The organism is Streptomyces sp. NPDC051218 (genome assembly GCF_044455475.1).
GTDB lineage: Bacteria > Actinomycetota > Actinomycetes > Streptomycetales > Streptomycetaceae > Streptomyces.
On sequence record NZ_JBITEU010000006.1, the window covers coordinates 44,851 to 62,184 of the forward strand.

At 72.2% G+C, this 17,334-nt stretch carries 15 protein-coding genes and 1 pseudogene; 6 read left to right on the forward strand and 10 right to left on the reverse strand.

The genetic code is table 11. The features are described 5' to 3' along the window. Positions 1 to 7: 7 nt before the first annotated feature. The 5 genes from ACIBCK_RS18890 to ACIBCK_RS18910 all read right to left on the reverse strand — a co-directional run bounded on the left by ACIBCK_RS18890 (position 8) and on the right by ACIBCK_RS18910 (position 5,547). Positions 8 to 862 carry an SGNH/GDSL hydrolase family protein gene (locus ACIBCK_RS18890; protein WP_399391608.1) on the reverse strand — a complete coding sequence of 285 codons (855 nt, stop codon included), beginning with the start codon at positions 860 to 862 and terminating at the stop codon, positions 8 to 10. Beyond that, on the reverse strand, positions 859 to 2,196 hold the full coding sequence (locus ACIBCK_RS18895; RefSeq protein WP_399391610.1) for a glycosyltransferase: 1,338 nt from the start codon (positions 2,194 to 2,196) through the stop codon (positions 859 to 861). Before ACIBCK_RS18895 ends, ACIBCK_RS18890 begins: the two co-directional genes overlap by 4 nt. Continuing rightward, on the reverse strand, positions 2,193 to 3,323 hold the full coding sequence (locus tag ACIBCK_RS18900) for a glycosyltransferase family 4 protein (RefSeq protein ID WP_399391612.1): 1,131 nt from the start codon (positions 3,321 to 3,323) through the stop codon (positions 2,193 to 2,195). The genes ACIBCK_RS18895 and ACIBCK_RS18900 overlap by 4 nt, the downstream gene beginning before the upstream one ends. Before the next feature lie 110 nt (positions 3,324 to 3,433). Next, positions 3,434 to 4,852, reverse strand: coding sequence for a HEAT repeat domain-containing protein (locus ACIBCK_RS18905; protein ID WP_399391614.1), 1,419 nt, complete (start codon positions 4,850 to 4,852; stop codon positions 3,434 to 3,436). A 302-nt stretch (positions 4,853 to 5,154) separates the two neighbouring features. Next, positions 5,155 to 5,547 (reverse strand): ankyrin repeat domain-containing protein, encoded by a 393-nt coding sequence (locus ACIBCK_RS18910; RefSeq protein WP_399391616.1) that lies wholly within the window; start codon positions 5,545 to 5,547, stop codon positions 5,155 to 5,157. A gap of 295 nt (positions 5,548 to 5,842) precedes the next feature. On the opposite strand from ACIBCK_RS18910, the gene ACIBCK_RS18915 reads away from it, so the two are divergent. Both ACIBCK_RS18915 and ACIBCK_RS18920 read left to right on the forward strand, forming a co-directional pair. Then, positions 5,843 to 6,037 (forward strand): hypothetical protein, encoded by a 195-nt coding sequence (locus ACIBCK_RS18915; protein ID WP_160503705.1) that lies wholly within the window; start codon positions 5,843 to 5,845, stop codon positions 6,035 to 6,037. Positions 6,038 to 6,082: 45 nt separating this feature from the next. Further along, positions 6,083 to 7,714: a hypothetical protein gene (locus tag ACIBCK_RS18920; RefSeq protein WP_399391618.1), complete on the forward strand. Its 1,632-nt coding sequence runs from the start codon at positions 6,083 to 6,085 to the stop codon at positions 7,712 to 7,714. A 165-nt stretch (positions 7,715 to 7,879) separates the two neighbouring features. Here the strand turns inward: ACIBCK_RS18920 and ACIBCK_RS18925 are convergent, their stop codons facing one another. Beyond that, positions 7,880 to 9,379 (reverse strand): PLP-dependent aminotransferase family protein, encoded by a 1,500-nt coding sequence (locus ACIBCK_RS18925; protein ID WP_399391620.1) that lies wholly within the window; start codon positions 9,377 to 9,379, stop codon positions 7,880 to 7,882. Positions 9,380 to 9,443: 64 nt separating this feature from the next. Between ACIBCK_RS18925 and ACIBCK_RS18930 the strand changes: the two genes are divergently transcribed. The 4 genes from ACIBCK_RS18930 (at position 9,444) to ACIBCK_RS18945 (ending at position 12,960) form a co-directional block, all read left to right on the forward strand. Next, entirely contained in the window at positions 9,444 to 10,163 is a 720-nt protein-coding gene (locus ACIBCK_RS18930) for a YitT family protein (RefSeq protein WP_399391622.1), read from the forward strand. Continuing rightward, complete coding sequence (locus ACIBCK_RS18935; RefSeq protein ID WP_399391624.1) at positions 10,160 to 10,927, forward strand: glycerophosphodiester phosphodiesterase; 768 nt, start codon at positions 10,160 to 10,162, stop codon at positions 10,925 to 10,927. Before ACIBCK_RS18930 ends, ACIBCK_RS18935 begins: the two co-directional genes overlap by 4 nt. Before the next feature lie 49 nt (positions 10,928 to 10,976). Continuing rightward, entirely contained in the window at positions 10,977 to 12,329 is a 1,353-nt protein-coding gene (locus ACIBCK_RS18940; RefSeq protein ID WP_399391626.1) for an MFS transporter, read from the forward strand. Positions 12,330 to 12,585: 256 nt separating this feature from the next. Beyond that, positions 12,586 to 12,960 (forward strand): RNA polymerase-binding protein RbpA, encoded by a 375-nt coding sequence (locus ACIBCK_RS18945; protein WP_030360404.1) that lies wholly within the window; start codon positions 12,586 to 12,588, stop codon positions 12,958 to 12,960. 91 nt (positions 12,961 to 13,051) lie between these two features. Here ACIBCK_RS18945 and fxsA read toward each other — a convergent pair. The 4 genes and pseudogenes from fxsA to ACIBCK_RS18965 all read right to left on the reverse strand — a co-directional run bounded on the left by fxsA (position 13,052) and on the right by ACIBCK_RS18965 (position 17,199). Then, positions 13,052 to 13,631 (reverse strand): annotated as a pseudogene (fxsA, locus tag ACIBCK_RS18950) (FxsA family membrane protein). Between the two features lie 93 nt (positions 13,632 to 13,724). Next, positions 13,725 to 14,564 (reverse strand): polyprenol monophosphomannose synthase, encoded by an 840-nt coding sequence (locus tag ACIBCK_RS18955; protein WP_399391628.1) that lies wholly within the window; start codon positions 14,562 to 14,564, stop codon positions 13,725 to 13,727. A 492-nt stretch (positions 14,565 to 15,056) separates the two neighbouring features. Beyond that, the gene (locus tag ACIBCK_RS18960) at positions 15,057 to 16,700 is read right to left on the reverse strand and encodes an amidohydrolase (RefSeq protein WP_399391630.1); all 1,644 of its coding nucleotides are present in this window, start codon (positions 16,698 to 16,700) and stop codon (positions 15,057 to 15,059) included. A gap of 58 nt (positions 16,701 to 16,758) precedes the next feature. Then, positions 16,759 to 17,199 (reverse strand): Lrp/AsnC family transcriptional regulator, encoded by a 441-nt coding sequence (locus tag ACIBCK_RS18965; protein WP_160503714.1) that lies wholly within the window; start codon positions 17,197 to 17,199, stop codon positions 16,759 to 16,761. Positions 17,200 to 17,334: the final 135 nt, after the last annotated feature.

A 17,334-nucleotide genomic window follows, 5' to 3' on the forward strand; every position in this document is an offset into this window, starting at 1 on the left:
TCCTCTGCTACGCGGCCTCCGGCTGCTCGGCCGCGGTGAGCGCGGCGAGGGCCGCCGTCACCGCGTGGGTGGCGCTCAGGTCGAGCCGGGCGCTGCTGCCCCGTACCTGATGCCGTACCTCGTCGGCGGCGAGGGTGAGCAGCTGGGGCAGCAGATCGGTGCACCGGCGCGCCACCCAGCCGGTCCCCGCGGTGGCCAGCCACAGCAGGCTCGCCGACCGGGTGGGTGAAGGCAGTTGGGGCTCGCACGACGGCGGACTGCCCGCCGCCAGGCCCCGCGCCGCCAGCAGCGCGTGGAAGCGGGCGGCGACGAGGCGGTGACCCCGTTCACCGGGGTGCAGCCGGTCCGCGCTCCACAGGGTGCGGTCGGCCACCCACTCGTCCTGCGCGAGGTGCAGATGGGCGGCGCCGTACCGCTCGGACAGCGCGTGTACGACGGCGTTGACCGTGCGTTGCCGCCGGGCCAGTGGGCGGGCCAGCGCGCCCGGGAGGCCGAGCATGGCCCCCGGGTCGGGCAGACAGGCGGTGAGCAGCTGGGCGCCTTGCTGAGCGCAGGCGCCGTAGATCTCGTCGAGCCGCGCGGCCACGGCGCGGATGTCGAACGTGCAGCGAAGGGTGTCGTTGACGCCGACGATCACGGAGACCAGATCGGGGCGCAGCTCCAGCGCCGCGGGGAGCTGACGCTCCAGCACGTCTCCGGTCTGGGACCCGCTGACAGCAAGATTGTGGAACCCGACGCCCGCTTCAGGCGGGGCAAGCCCCGCGGCGAGGAGCGCGGCCCAGCCTCGCCACTCCTGCTCCACCGGGTCCCCGATGCCTTCGGTGAGGGAGTCGCCAAGGGCTACGAAACTCAGCGGCTTCATGAGACACGCCCTTCGGGGGGCGCCGCCTCGAAAGCCCCTCCGCCTGGCGAATCGGCGCCCGGCACCCGGGGTGTGCCCACCCTTCCCCAAGGCCTCGGCTCCGATCCAGCAGGGGAGGCCCCGATCGCCCTGCGGGGCGCCTGCCCACCGCCAGGATCACCCACGAATGCCTCATGCGCCCCGAGGAACGCCGCGACCGCCCCTTCCCACCCGAAACACTCCGCACGCGCGCGTGCCCTCTCCCTGCGGGTCTGCTCCGGGCGGGCCAGGAGAGCCTGGACGGCGGTCGCGAACGCCGCGCCGCTGTCCGCCGCCACCGCGCCCGCGCCGCCCACGATCTCCGGGAGCGCCGACGACGCGCTGGCCACCACCGGCGTTCCGCACGCCAGCGCCTCCAGGGCCGCAAGCCCGAACGTCTCGCAGGGGCCCGGCGCGAGACAGACGTCAGCCGAGGCCTGCAGCGCGCCCAACGCCGCGCGGTCCGTGAGGTGCCCCAGGAACGTCACCGGCAACCGCCGCTCACGCGCCCGCAGTTCGAGACGGGCCCGCAGCGGCCCGTCACCCGCCACGACAAGGACCGCCGGAACACCACGGCCACGGAGTGCCTCCAGGGCGTCGAGCGCCATGCCCGGCCGTTTCTCCACCGACAGCCGGGAGCACAGCACAAGGAGCACCTCGCCCTCGCGCGCGTGGCGGGCACGCACGCGTGGATCACGCAGCCCCGGCCGGCAGCCCACGAGATCGACGCCCAGGGGTGCGCGGACGACGTTGCGCGCCCCGACACGGACGAACTCGCGCTCGGCCCACTCCGTGGTGCACACCACGCGCGCGTAGGCGTGCGCGGTACGGGAGTTGAGGGCATCGGCGGCACGCAGGGCCGCCTGCTGCGGCACGCCCCAGGAGCCGAGCACACCGTGTGCCGTCTCGTGGGAGACCATCACGGCCGGGATCCTGCGGTGCCTGGCCCACGCCCCGGTCCAGCGCAGGGTCGTGCGGTCGGAGACCTCGATGCGGTCGGGGGCGAGGCGTTCGAGGACCCGGGCCACCCTGCGGCGGTCCGTGAGGACGCGGTAGCCGCCGCTTCCCGGCAGCATCGGGCCCGGCAGGGTCACGACGCGGCCCTGGTCGGTGTCGCGGACCCCGGCCCGCTCACCGGGCACGATCAGCACGGGCTCGTGCCCGGCCGCGCGGTAACCGCGCCCCAACTCCCGCAACGCGGTGCGCAGTCCACCCGAAGAGGGAGCGACGAAGTTCGCGAGCCGCACGATGCGCAACGCTTCGGAACGCGGCCCGCCGGGCCGGATCGTGGCCTCCCTGTACAGAGCCGCCCTCATGCCGCCACCGCCGTCCGCGCAGCGAGCACCTCGGCATAGTGGCCGACCAGTTGCTCGCCCACCGCTCCCCAGGTCCGCCCCTCGACAGCCGCGCGCCCGGCCCTCCCGTACGCCGCACGCAGCCCCGGATCAGCGGCAAGCGCCCACACCGCGTCACGCACCGCCAGGGCGTCCCGGGGCGGTACCAGGACCCCGGTGCGGCCGGGGACGACAAGGTCGAGCGGTCCGCCGGCGGCGGGGGCGATCACCGGCACTCCGCTGGCCATGGCCTCCTGCACGGTCTGGCAGAACGTCTCGTAGGGGCCGGTGTGCACGAAGAGGTCCAACGAGGCGAAGATCCGGGCGAGTTCGCTCCCGGTGCGGCGCCCCAGCATGACGGCGCCGGGCAGCGCCGCCCGGACCGAACCCTCGCTGGGGCCGTCGCCGACGATGACGAGCCGCACGCCTTCCAGGGCGCTCACTCCGGCGAGGAGTTCGACCTGCTTCTCGGGAGCGAGCCGCCCCACGTAGCCGACGATCAGCTCACCGTTCGGCGCGAGTTCACGGCGTACGGCCTCGTCCCTGAGGGCGGGCCCGAAGCGATCGGTATCGACACCGCGCGGCCACAGCCGCACTCGTGGCACCCCGTGCGTCACGAGATCGCGCAGGGCTGCGGACGAGGGGGCGAGAGTGCGGTCGGCCGCGGCGTGAACGGCTCGGATGCGGCGCCAGGCGGTGGCCTCGCCCATCCCCATGTACGTACGGGCGTAACCGCCCAGATCCGTCTGGTAGACGGCGACGGCGGGTACGCCGAGGCGCGCGGCGGCCGCCATGCCGCGTGCGCCGAGGACGAACGGGCTGGCCAGGTGGACGAGTTGGGCCCGGTGCGCGCTCAGTGCCGCCGACAGACGGCGGCTGGGCAGTGCCACCCTGACCTGCGGGTATCCGGGAAGGGGCAGGGAGGGGACGCGGATGACGGGGCAGGGCGCACTGGCGTCGGCTGCGGCGTCCGCCCCGGCCGCGGGGGCCGGGGCGATGACGAGGGGGTCGTGACCTAGCGCCGCGAGCCGGCGGGCGGTCTGCAGGGCGCAGTGCGCCACGCCGTTGACGTCGGGAGGGAAGGATTCGGTGACGATGACGACACGCATACCCGTGTTGTCGTCGTGCGGGGCGTGGTCACGTCAACGTGGATCTTTCCTGGCGAGGAACGTCCCATGAGCGTTGCCCTCCGCACGCGCCCCGCCCCGGGGCGCGCCGGTTACACCTCGGCCGCGTCGGGGTCGATTCTGCTGCGGACCGCGGTCTGTACCTCGTCCTCCTCGGCGGGGTCCGCGGCGAGCCTTCTGAGCTGGGTGACCACGCGCGCGTCGCCGGTCTCCGCGTGCCGTGCGGCGACCTCGCGGGTGGACTCCTCGCAGTCCCACAGGCACTCGACGGCGAATCCGGCCGCGAAGGAGGGGTCGGTGGCGGCGAGCGCGCGGGCGGCGCGGCCACGGAGGTGGGAGGAGGCGGTCTCGCGGTAGACGTGGCGAAGGACGGGGGCCGCGCAGGCGATGCCGAGCCGTCCGGCGCCGTCGACGAGCGTCCAGAGGGTCGGCGCGTCCGGGCCTTCGCCTCGGACGGCTTCCCGGAGTGCGGCCAGTACGAGCTTGCTGTCCTGGGCGCCGCCCCTGCAGGCGAGCACCCGTCCCGCGGCGGCGCCGAGCGCGTCGGGCCGCTGGGCCCCGCGGCGGGCCCGTTCCACGGCGGCGATGCTGCGCATCCGTTCGAAGGCCTCGGTCGCGGCGTCCGCGGCGGTCCGAGAGGGGCTCTGGGCCGCGTGCTCGATCAGGTCGAACACCTCGGGATCGTGCGCATCGGCGAGGTAGCGCAGGGCCGTGCCGCGTGCCCCGTCGGAGCCGTCGCGGGCGGCCCGGACAATCTCGGCGCGGTCGTCGGGCCCGGCGACCGCGCTCAGGCAGCGGGCGGCGGGCACATGCAGGACGGCGCCGCGTTCGAGCCCTTCCTGTGCCCAGTCGAAGACGGCTTGGACGCTCCAGCCGGGGCGCGGCCCCGAGGGTCGCATCTGTCGCTGCCAGCGGTCGAAGGAACCCTGCTCCCGCGCGGCGCGCACACGGGCTCCGATGCCCTCCCGCGGGTCCTCTTCCCACAGCCGCCAGGGCCGGGGTTCGTAGGCGTCGCGCACGGCGGCGGCCAGTTCGGCCTCGCCCTCGGCGTCCGTGGAGAATCTGGCGAGCACGGGCACCGCGAGGGCTCGCAGGCCCGCGTCGTCGTCTCGCAGCGCCAGTTCGTCCAGGGCCCAGGCCCAGTTGGCGCCGAACGCGGCGTACCGACGCAGCAGTTCGAGGGCGTCGTGCCTGCCGTACGAGGCGAGGTGGCCAAGGACGGCGAGGGCGAGGCCGGTGCGTGACTCGTCCGTGTTCAGGACGTCCTCGGCATCGAATAGATGCCGCTCGATCTCCTCGATCCCGCCGCGGAGATCGAGGTAGAGCCTGGCGTAGTACAGGGAGCGGTTCTCCACCTGCCAGTCGTGGCGTGGATCGTGGAGCACGCAGGTCTCGAGGGCGGCGAGCGCCTCGGAGCGGGGTGCGGTGAGTGCGTGCAGCGTGCCGTCGCCGCGGCCCCGCTGCAGCAGGCCGAGCAGCGTACCGCTGGGCGCTATGACCGGATCGAACATGGGAAACAGCCTCACATCAAGCGTCGACGCAACCGGGAATCGTGAATTACCTGGCCGTGCGCCAACACGTCGGGCCGCCCGCCGTCTCTTGCTTGCTGTAGACCATCTTCCTCTGCCTCTCGTCGGTGGCCCGTAGGGATCCCGGACGGGAGGTCCGGGGGCGGGCCGCTCACGGTCCACGCGGTGCGGCAACTCCTGCCCCGCCGTCGCGTCCGTGAATCACGTCGTCATGATGACCCAGCGGTTCAATCCGCCGCGACCACATTTCCAGCGCCCCCGTTGTTGCTGGTCAGGTACCCGGCTCAGGGCGCCCCGAACAGCTCGAGCAGCTCCGTCTTGGCAAACATCCGGGCGGTGTCCACCGCCGACGGCGTGCCCGCGGCCGGATCCGCTCCTCCGTCGAGGAGCGCCCGGATCACCGCTTCCTCGCCCTTGAAGACCGCACCGGCGAGCGGTGTCTGCCCCCGGTCGTTGGCACGGTTGGCGTCACCGCCCCGCTCCAGGAGGGCCCGGACGGCGTCCGCGTGCCCGTGGTAGGCGGCGAGCATCACGAGCGAGTCGCCGCTGTCGTTCGTGAGATTGGCCGGAACGCCTGCGTCCACATACGCGGCGAGGGCCGCGGTGTCGCCCTGGCGCGCCAGATCGAAGATCTTGGTCGCCAGCTCCACGACTTCCGGGTCGGGGGCTTCGCTCATGGACCAGACCGCCTTTCGACTGCGGGGTGACTCGGGGGTCGTACGGCGCCGAGTGCAGCCGTACGAGTGAATCGACAGGGTACTGCCCGTGCGGGTACATGACGGGGCGCGCCCGCGGCAAAGATCACGAAGGGGCCCGGACGCACTCCGAACCCGTGCTCGGGCGGCTCAGTAGCCTGCTCCATTCGAGGGAAATTCTGGAAAATTCCCCCATTTGCACCTTTTATCGTATGGATACATGCTGTGAACCTGGAACAACTCATGGTGACTGTCCCCACCAACCAGGAGAACCGTCATGATCCTTTCCATCTCGGGCGTCGTGCTGCTCGGCATCATCGTCTTCCTGTTCTTCCGCAAGGACGGCCTCAAGGCGTCCCACGCGGTGGTCTGCGCGCTCTTCGGCTTCTTCATGGCGGGCACCGCCATCGCCCCGAGCATCAAGGCCGGCAGCGCGAGCCTGGCGAGCCTCCTCGGCGGGATCAAGTTCTGACGCCCCCTCCTCCCTGTCGTACGTTCGCACCAACTGGAGACTGACGTGGCCCGGCGCCCCCTCCCCCGCATCCTGAGCAACGGCACCGCCTCGATCGCCCGCAGCCGGGAGTTCGCGCGGTCGGCCGCCGACAGCGCCACCGACGTCCTCCACCCACTGATCACGATCACTCGTGGACTGCGCCGGCTGGCAGCGGCCGGGCGGCGCAAGTGGGTCGACACCCCCAAGGACAAGCGCGGGCCCTTCCTGTTCCTCGTGGCCTCCGTCGTCCTGGTCGTGGCCCTCATGCCGTACGGCATGCTGCTCGCCGCCATCTGCCTGATGGCGGCCGCCGCGTGGACCGGCCGGGAACGCACGGAGCCGGCCCCCACCGGCCCCGACGAGGCGCAGACCGGACGGCTGCAGTCCCTCTACGAAGCGCTGGTGCCGTACTTCTCGGTCCCCGAGGACCCGGCGCCGCTCTTCGCGCACGGCGGCGAGTGGGACAAGGCCCTCACGTCGTACGAGTTCGACGACGACGGCCGTGTCTCCCATCTGGTGGTGCGCTACCCCGCGTACTTCACGGACGGCGAGGCCGAGTCCCGCACCCGGATCGAGCAGCTGCTGCACGCCAAGGCGGGCCGCGGCCGCGAGTACCACTTCGAGTGGGACGAGGAGGGCAACCAGCTCACGGTGAACGTGCTGCCCCCGCTGCCCACCGACATCGCCGCCCAGCGGTTCGTCACGGCCCCCGGCGAGACCGTGCTCGGCTTCACCGACCCCACCGGCGTCCAGCGCACCCTCCCGGTGGCGGACGGCGACGCACAGCGCGACGTACCCCCCGTCGTCTGGCGCACCGGCCCCCGCTCCACCGAACCGCACCTCTTGGTGGTCGGTGAACCCGGCAGCGGCACCACCACCCTGCTGCGCTCCATCGCCCTGCAAGCTCTCCTGCACGGCGACGTCCTGATCATCGAGGGCAGCGGCATCGGCGACTACGCCTGCCTGACCGGACGTGACGGCGTCCTGGCCATCGAGTGCGGGCTCGCCGGCGCCCTGGCCAGCCTGGAGTGGGCGGCGCACGAGACGGAGCGGCGCCTGATCTCCGCCAACCGCGCCCGGCAGGCGGGCCACCCCGCTCCGGAGGACACCAAGCGCCCCCTGTGGATTCTCATGGACCGCCCCAGCGTGCTCGGTCACCTTGCGGCGGCGGACGGCCGCAAGGACCCGCAGTCGCTCCTCCAGGTGCCCCTGCGGCACGGCAGGGCAGCCAACGTCACGGTCGTCGTGGCCGACCAGTTCGACAGCCTGGACTCCCTGAGCGACCCCGTGCGTCAGCACACACGCGCGCGCGTGGTCCTCGGCCCCACGACGCTCGACCAGGTCGAGGACATCCTCGGGGTGCCGCCCCGCACGACGCCCACGTCCGACGTCCCGCCCGGCCGCGGGTACGCCCGCCTCGGCACGGGCCAGGTGCACCGGCTCCAGGTACCCGCGACGCCCGACCCGTACGACGACGCGACGAGCGAGGCGCACCGGCAGGCGGTGACGGATCTCCTCCCCGCGCGAAGCACCCCGGCCGACGCCGAAACGAGCACCGGCACCGAGACCGAGCCACCCACCCAGACCGACACGGACGCCGAGACCGCGCCGACGAAACCGAGCGCGCAACCGGAGCCCGTCCCCGCCGAAGGCTGACACCTCCCGCACCCGCCCCAGCACTCAGGCCACAAAGGCCCGCACCCGTCTCCACCAGACGGGCAGCCGCGGCCAGGCGACGGAACTCCTCCCCAGCCACCAAACCGGGCGCACAACCAGAGCCCGTCCCCACCGAGAGCTGACGCCTCCCGCACCCCCCAGCACTCAGGCCACAAAGGCCCGCGGCGTCTCCACCCCCGTGCCCGCGCCCGTCTCCACCAGACGGGCAGCCGCGGCCAGGCGCGCCGCCGCTTCTTCGGCCACCGCGCCTCCCACGGTGAACGGCAGCCGCACGTACCCCTCGAAGGCTCCGTCCACGCCGAAGCGCGGCCCTGACGGGACCCTGACGCCGACCCGCTCGCCCACCTCGGCGATGCGGGAGCCGGAGAGGCCGCCGGCCCGCGCCCACAGGGTGAGGCCGCCCGCCGGTACGGCGAACTCCCAGTCCGGCAGCTCGCGGCGGACGGCGTCGACCAGTGCGTCGCGGTTCTCGCGGGCCTGGGCCCTGCGCACCTGCACGGCGGACTCCCAGCCGCCGGTGGACAGGAGCCAGTTCACGGCGAGCTGTTCCAGTACGGGGGTGCCCATGTCGGCGTACGCGCGGGCGGACACCAGGCTGCGGATCACGTCGGGCGCGGCCCGTACCCAGCCGATGCGCATGCCCGCCCAGAAGGCCTTGCTCGCCGAGCCGACGGTGATGACGGTCGAGCCGGCCGGGTCGAAGCCGCAGACGGGGCGCGGCATCGCCAGGTCGTCGTCGAGCTGCAGCTCGATCATGGTCTCGTCGACGACGAGGACCGTGCCCGCGGAGCGCGCGGCGTCGACGAGCTTGCGTCGCTGGTCCTCGGAGGCGAGGGCGCCCGTGGGGTTGTGGAAGTCCGCGACCACGTAGGCGAGCCGGGGCGCCGCGTCGCGCAGCACCTGGCGCCAGCGGTCCATGTCCCAGCCCTCGAGCCCCTCGGACATGGCGACGGGGACGAGACGGGCGCCCGTCTCGCGCATCAGCTGAAGGATGTTGGCGTACGACGGGGACTCGACGGCGATGCGCTCACCGCGCGGTGCGAACAGGTGGCAGATCGCGTCGATGGCGCCCATCGCGCCGGTGGTGACCATGATCTGTTCGGGCATCGTCGGGATGCCGCGCGCGGTGTAGCGCTCGGCGAGCATCTGACGCAGCGCGGGCAGCCCGGCAGGGAAGTCGCCGTGTGTGTGCGCGTACGGAGGGAGTTCCTCCAGGGCGCCCTGCACGGCGCGGGTGAGCCAGGGCTCCGGCGCGGGCAGCGCCGCGCAGCCCAGGTCGATCATGGAGCCGAGCGCCTCGGGCGGAAGGGGTTCGAGCCCGCGCGCGGGAAGGGGATTGCCCGCCGGGACGGCGGTCCAACTGCCCGCTCCCCTACGCGACTCCAGGAAGCCTTCGCTCCGCAGCGCCTCGTACGCGGCCGCGACCGTGGTCCGGCTGACGGCGAGCGCCACCGCCAGCTCGCGCTCGGCGGGCAGCCGCGCGGCGACCGGGACGCGGCCTTCGAGGACGAGCATGCGGATACCGTCGGCGAGGGCGCGGTAGGCGGGCGGGCGGCGAGAGCCGGGCCCCGCGGGGCGCGTCTGCTGAGAGGCGAGCAGCCGGGCGAGCTGTGTGGCGCCCATCGCCGAAGTCCACTGAGCCACGATTCCCAGTCCACCTTCCTGGAATTGGCCATGGTTGGCATCCCTTTACGAGCCACAGAGTGTCATGCGTCAGGCCACATCACCAGCAGGGGGGCACACCTTGTCCATACCGAAGCCGCCGAAGCCGCCGAAGCCGTCCAGGCCGCACCTCACCCGCAGGCTGATCCAGCTGTACGCCGGCCTGGCGCTCTACGGCGCGAGCTCCGGGCTCCTGGTGGTCGCCGGGCTCGGCCTCGAACCGTGGAACGTGCTGCATCAAGGCCTCGCCGAGCTGACGGGGATGTCCATCGGCGTCGTCTCGATCTTCATCGGCGCCGCGGTCCTGCTGCTGTGGATCCCACTGCGGCAGCGCCCCGGCCTGGGCACGGTCTCCAATGTCTTCGTCGTCGGCCTGGCGATGGACGGCACCCTCGCGCTGATGCCGGAGGCGCACGGACTCGGCGCCCGCATCCCGCTCCTCATGGCGGGCATCGTCCTGAACGGCCTGGCGACCGGGCTCTACATCGCGGCGAAGTTCGGGCCAGGACCCCGGGACGGCCTGATGACGGGCCTGCATCAGCGCACCGGCCGCTCGATCCGGATGATGCGGACGCTGGTCGAGGTGGCCGTGGTGGCCACCGGCTTCGCGTTCGGCGGCACGGTGGGCATCGGAACGGTCCTCTACGCGCTGGCGATCGGCCCACTGGCCCAGTTCTTCCTGCGCTTCTTCGCCGCCCCCGCTCCATCCGGGGGAGGCATCGTGGCCGCCGGCGGTCAACCGGAGCAGGCGATACTGCAGCGGTGACCACGCGCGTACGCCATCCCTATCTCGATCACCCCGGCCCGCTCGCCTTCGCCCATCGGGGCGGGGCGGCGGAGGGCCTGGAGAACACCGCCGCCGCGTTCCGGCGCGCGGTCGGCCTGGGGTACCGCTACATCGAGACGGATGTGCACGCCACGTCGGACGGCCGCCTCGTGGCCTTCCACGACGCGACGCTCGACCGGGTGACGGACATGGCCGGGCAGATCGCCGACCTCCCGTGGAGCGACGTGCGCCACGCGCGCGTGGCGGGCAGTGAGCCGGTGCCCCTCTTCGAAGAGCTCCTGGAGTCCTTCCCCGACGTCCGCTGGAACGTGGACGTGAAGGCCGAGCCCGCCCTGCTCCCGCTCCTGGACCTGCTGCGCCGCTCCGGCGCCTGGGACCGCGTGTGCGTCGGCTCGTTCTCCGAGGCCCGCGTGGCTCGCGCCCAGCGACTCGCGGGCCCGCGCCTTGCCACCTCGTTCGGTACGCGGGGCGTGGCGGCCCTGCGCCTGCACTCGTACGGCGTCCCCGCCGTCGTACGCCGCTCCGCGGTGTGCGCGCAGGTGCCCGAGAGGCACGGCGGCATCAGGGTGGTGGACCACCGCTTCGTCCGCGCGGCCCACGCGCGCGGGCTTCAGGTGCACGTATGGACCGTCAACGACGCCGAACGCATGGCCGCTCTTCTCGATCTCGGTGTAGATGGCATCATCTCTGATCACATCGAGACGCTGCGCGACGTGCTGAAGGACCGGGGAGCCTGGGCCTGACCGCCTCCGGGGCGGCAGCGGACCACGGGGAACCAGCAAGGGGGCACGGGTGGGCACCGACACCGTGCGGGCAGCGCGACCGGCCGACGAGAGCACCGCCGGGCGACGGCGGGAGCAGCGTGGCTGGTACGTCTACGACTGGGCGTGCTCGGTCTACTCGACGAGCGTCCTGACGGTGTTCCTCGGCCCGTACCTGACGGAGATCGCCAAGTCGGCCGCGGACGGCGACGGATACGTCCACCCGCTGGGCATCCCGGTCAGCGCCGGGTCCTTCTTCGCGTACGCGGTGTCCGCGTCGGTGCTCATGTCGGTCTTCGTCATGCCGCTCGCGGCCGCCGCCGCCGACCGCACGGGCCGCAAGAAGCCGCTGCTCGCGGTGGCCGCGTACCTGGGGTCCGCGGCGACGGCGGGCATGTTCTTCCTGGACGGCGACCGCTATCTCCTCGGTGGCTTCCTGCTGATCGTCGCCAACGCCTCGCTCGCCGTCTCGATGGTGCTCTACAACTCCTATCTGCCGCAGATCGCCCCTCCTGAGGAGCGCGACGCGGTCTCCTCGCGCGGATGGGCGTTCGGTTACGCGTCGGGCGCGCTCGTCCTGGTGGCGAATCTGGTCCTGTTCCTGGGCCATGACACCTTCGGTGTCTCGGAGTCGACCGCCGTGCGCATCTGTCTGGCGTCGGCCGGCGTGTGGTGGGGCGCGTTCACGCTCGTACCGCTACGGCGGCTCCGTGACCGCAAGGCGCCGCCTTCGGAGGCGTCGGCCCGCGGCTTGCGGCAGCTTGCGGCGACCGTGCGCGACATGCGCCGCCATCCGCACACCCTGTCTTTCCTGCTCGCCTACCTCGTCTACAACGACGGCGTGCAGACGGTGATCTCCCAGGCGTCCGTCTACGGCTCCGAGGAACTCGGCCTCGACCAGTCCACGCTGATCGTCGCGGTCCTCCTCGTACAGGTGCTCGCGGTGGCGGGCGCGCTCGCCATGGGGCGCCTCGCACGGACGTACGGCGCCAAACGGACCATCCTCGGCTCGCTGGTGGCGTGGACGGTGACGATCGGGGCCGGGTTCTTCCTGCCCGCAGGCGCGCCGGTGTGGTTCTTCGTGCTCGCCGCGGGGATCGGTCTGGTGCTCGGCGGTTCGCAGGCGCTCTCGCGTTCCCTGTTCTCGCATCTGGTGCCCGCGGGCAAGGAGGCCGAGTACTTCTCGGCGTACGAGATCAGCGATCGCGGCATGGCCTGGCTCGGGCCGCTGATCTTCGGCCTCACGTACCAGCTCACGGGAAGCTACCGGGACGCGATTGTCTCGCTCGTGGCCTTCTTCGTGATCGGTTTCGTCCTGCTCGCGCGGGTACCCGTACGGCGCGCGATCCGCGACGCGGGAAATTCCGTACCCGTCAGGATTTAGCAACTGAAGCCAAAGGGCGGTAGTGTACGCGTTTGGCTTACCAGGCGGACCGTTACTGCGCGCTGAAGATTCAGAAACGCAGGGTGACATCCTCTGTCAGATGTGACATACCGGGCGCTGGTGGGTACAACAAGGGGCGGCATACGACGGCGACGCATGACCCTTAACGGGAATCTTTACCGCCGACCGGACGTTGACCGGATGACGACGACAGCGACACCTGTCCTGTGGGCGACAAGCCCGGGAGGCACGATTCATGAGTGAGCGAGCTCTTCGCGGCACGCGCCTCGTGGTGACCAGCTACGAGACCGACCGCGGCATCGACTTGGCTCCGCGCCAGGCCGTGGAGTACGCATGCCAGAACGGACATCGTTTTGAGATGCCCTTCTCGGTAGAGGCGGAAATTCCGCCGGAGTGGGAGTGCAAGGTCTGCGGGGCCCAGGCACTCCTCGTAGACGGCGACGGACCTGAAGAGAAGAAGGGGAAGCCTGCGCGTACGCACTGGGACATGCTCATGGAGCGCCGTACTCGGGAAGAACTCGAGGAGGTCCTGGAGGAGCGCCTCGCGGTTCTCCGTTCAGGAGCCATGAACATCGCGGTGCATCCGCGGGACAGCCGCAAGTCCGCCTGACGGCGAACTGAAGAACACCGCACGACACCGCACACGAAGGCCGGGGCCACTGCTGAGCAGTGGCCCCGGCCTTCGTGCTGCGCCGGCCCGCTCAGCGCGGAGGCAGCTGCGGGTCGTCCGGGTGCACGCTGCCGTGCGGACGCTCGTCGTCCCTGATCACCTCGCCCTGGACGACCTTGCCGTCCGGGCGGTGCATGCGCGCCTGCTGGAAGGCGTCACCGAGGCCGCCCCGCGTGGTGGCCTCGCGGACCTTGCGCTCGAACGTCTTCTCCGCCCTACGACTGACGGCTTTCTGGACGGGCGGCACAAGGAGGAGCAGTCCCAGGGCATCGGAGATCAGCCCCGGCAGGATGATCAGCAGGCCGCCCAGCATCGTCAGGGCGTTGCCACCGCCCCGCTCGGAGGGGTGCGGCGCGAGGCCGCTCTGCTGCTGTTGCACCGCCTCGCTCAGCTCGCGGAAGGCACGGCGCCCGGCGCTTGATGACCATGCCACCGAGCACGACACCGGCCACGAGCAGCAAGAACACCGTGAGTCCGCCCGCGGCGCCCGCCACGACGGTGAGCAGCCAGATCTCAAGGACCAGCCACGCGGCGATGCCGAGCGGCAAAAACCTCAGGACGCGGGAGCGCCGGGGCCGGGCGGGTCGGGTGGGCGGTACGCCAGTCGTCATGGCTCCAGTGTGCCTGGGCGCGGCTCTGACCGGCATAAGGGAGTGATCAACAAACGACCGCCGGAGCGACGAACGGGGGTCTTGCGGCCCTTCTCAGAGCTTCTTGCCGTCCTTGGGGGTCTCCTGCGCACCTCCCGCGTCCTTGCGGCCCAGAGCGCGGCCCACACGGCCCACGCGCTCCCCCACGCCCCACGCCGTGACGCGCCACAGCGCCTCGGCGACGATGTCCTGGCTCATCTTGCTGTCGCCGTGCTCCCGCTCGACGAAGGTGATGGGCACCTCGACGACGTGAAAGCCGGTCTTGATCGCGCGGCGCGCCAGGTCGACCTGGAAGCAGTAGCCCTGCGACGCGACCTCGCCGAGGCCGATGCCTTCGAGGGTCTCGCGGCGGAAGGCGCGGTAGCCGCCGGTGACGTCGCGGATCGGCACATCGAGCATCAGCCGGGAGTACGTACTGCCGCCGCGCGAGATCATCTCGCGGTACTTGGGCCAGTTGACGATCCGCCCGCCCGGCACCCAGCGCGAGCCGAGGACGAGGTCGGCACCCTTGAGCGCGGTGAGCAGCCGGGGCAGCTCCTCGGGCTGGTGGGAGCCGTCGGCGTCCATCTCGACGAGCACTCCGTAGCCGTTGTCCAGGCCCCACTGGAAGCCCGCGAGATAGGCCGCGCCGAGGCCTTCCTTGCCCTTGCGGTGCAGTACGTGGACGTGGTCGTCGTCGGCCACGAGCTCATCGGCGATCTTGCCGGTGCCGTCGGGGCTGTTGTCGTCGGCGATGAGGACGTGCGCCTCGGGCACGGCGAGCCGGACACGACCGACGATGGACTGGATGTTCTCCGCCTCGTTGTAGGTCGGAATGATCACCAAGGCCAGGCCGAGCGGACCGAACTGCCTCCCCTGGTCACCGGTTTCGGAGACCCCACCGCCGTCGTTCACTACTGCCCCTTCGTTCGTACGCAGAGGACCACCATAATGGCCGCCTCCCGCGCGGCCACGGCGGCACGGGCGGTTGAAAGGGGGAGTACTGCGGATCGGGGCCCGGCACCCTTCGGGCCGACCTGGGGCCCGCTGGCTGCGGGTCGACCGAGAGCCGTTGTCTACTGAGCGTCCGGGCCCCACCCGGGTCACACCTGCCGGCCCGGTGGAACGTTCCCTCGCGTCCGCGGCGCGGGCGCTGGACCTGGCTCCCAGTGGTGGTGCGCCGGTGCGGCACACCGCCCATGGCCCAGCGGCGTTCGACGGCTGCGTGGAATTTCTCCGGTCGGACGTCCTGTGGTGGACCCGGCCGAACCTACCGGCCGACGGCCGCGTTCTGTCAATAGCCGTTTGACCTGGGGTGATGCCAAATATGGCCAGGTCAGTGCCGAGGTTACGCAGGTCGTGCGACGCGGCAACGGGCCGCGATCGGCGGTACGCACCGCCGGGACATCACTCGTCCGGCCGTACGTACACCGTCTTTCCGAAGACCACCGTGCGCAGACAGACGGGGAGTTCGGCGCCCGGGGTCAGGTCGGGCAGGCCGGGCGTGCCGGAGCGCGGATCGGTCGACCAGCGCGCGACCCGGTCGTCCGGGGCCTGGACCACGAGATCCGAGGTCCGCCAGACGGCGTAGTCGGCGGGCGCACCCGGCACCAGGACACCCGCGTCGTCCCGGCCGATCGCCCGCCAGCCACCTCGGGTGTGGGCGGTGAACGCGGCGCGCACCGACACACGGTGCTCAAGCGTTTGGTGGAACGCGGCGGCGCGGACGGTGCCCCAGGGGTCGAGCGGGGTGACGGGGCTGTCGGAGCCGAAGGCGAGCGGGACGCCGGTGCGCAGGAGTGCCGCGTACGGGTTGAGGGTGCGGGCCCGTTCGGCGCCAAGGCGCTGGACGTACATGCCGTCGTCGCCGCCCCACAGTGCGTCGAAGGCGGGCTGTACGGAGGCGGTGAGGCCCAGTTCGGCGAAGGCGGCGATCGTCTCCGGGGTGAGCATCTCGGCATGCTCGACGCGGTGCCTCGCGGCGCGGACGCGGGCCAGGCCGACCTTCTCGGAGGCGGCGCGGATGCCTTCGACCACGGCGGACACGGCGGCGTCGCCGATGGCGTGGAAGCCCGCCTGGACGCCTGCTTCGGTGCAGGCGACGACGTGCGCCGCGACGGCGGCGGCGTCCAGATAGGCGGTGCCGGTGTGGCCGGAGTCGGCGTACGGCTCATGCAGGCAGGCGGTGTGCGAGCCGAGGGCGCCGTCGACGAAGAGGTCACCCGCGGCGCCGATCGCACCCAGTTCCTTTGCACGGGCGACGCCTTCCTCGCCCTGCTGTGCCCAGTAGCCGACGACGCGCGGCCCGGCCTCGTCGGCGGCCAGCCGAAGCAGCCCCGTCAGGTCGTCCTCGCTGGAGATCTCGGGGCCCGCGCACTCGTGCACGGAGCCGATGCCGAGGGACGCGGCGTGCCGCAACGCCGCGCGCTGGGCCTCGGTGCGCTGGTGCGCGGCGAGGGCGCCGAGCGCCGCGGCGCGCACCGCGTGATGGGCGTCCGCGGTCAGCGGTGCGTCCGGGTGATAGCCGGTGCGCCCGGTGACGCCGGGGACGAGGTCGAGCAGCGCCGTGGTGACGACCGCCGAGTGGACGTCGATGCGGGTGAGATAGAGGGGACGGCCACCGGCCGCCTCGTCGAGTTCCGCGCGCGTGGGCGGGCGGCCGCCCGCCCAACGGGCGGCGTCCCAGCCGTGGCCGAGCAGGACGCGGTCGTGCGGCCGGGCCGTGGCGTGCGCGCGTACGAGAGCGAGCGCGTCGTCGAGGGAGCGCGTGCCCGTCAGATCGAGTCCCGTCAGGGCGAGACCGGTCGATGTGGTGTGCACATGCGCATCGGTGAACGCGGGGGTGACGAGCGCTCCTTCGAGGTCGACGACCTCGTCCACGCCGTCGGCGAACGCGTCGGCCGCGCCCTCGGATCCCACCCAGGCGACGTGCCCCCGTTCGACGACCATGGCCGTGGCGAACGGATCGGCGGGGCTGTGGACCTCGCCACCGCGCAGCAGCACGGTGCGGTGGCCCTGAGGGCCGCTCTGGGGGGTGGTGCTCTCGCTCATGGGACCAGTCTGGCCCCTCCGGGTGGGGGCTCCGCCCCGGGGGCGGCCACGGGGCGGCTCAGACCTGCGGGGGCCGGGCCTCGTACGGCGTGGAGAGCACGACCGTCGTGCGCGTGGAGACGCCGGCGAGCGCTCGCAGACGGCTCAAGAGATGCTCCAGTTCGAGTGGGGTCGCCACCCGTACCTTGAGGATGTAGTTCTCGTCGCCCGCCACGCTGTGGCACGCCTCGATCTCCGGGACACCCGCGAGGCGTTCGGCGATATCGTCGGGCGCGCTGGGGTCGAACGGCTTCACCGAGATGAACGCCGTGAGCGGCAGGCCGACGGCCTCCGCGTCCACGACGGCGGCATAGCCGCGGATGACTCCGCGCTGCTCAAGGCGGCGCACCCGCTGGTGCACGGCCGATGTGGACAGGCCCGTGGCCTTGCCCAGGTCGGTGTAGCTCATCCGCCCGTCCTTGACGAGCAGCTGCACGATCTGTCGGTCCAGCTCCTCCATGCGCCGAACCTACAGGGCTCTTGATCCCTTCGGATACCGCTGGGCGCGAGGGCGGCATCTTCGCCGGGCATGTGACGAACGCCACATACCTGTGACCGTGTCCAAAGGGATGCCACGATTACCTCTACGACGGGA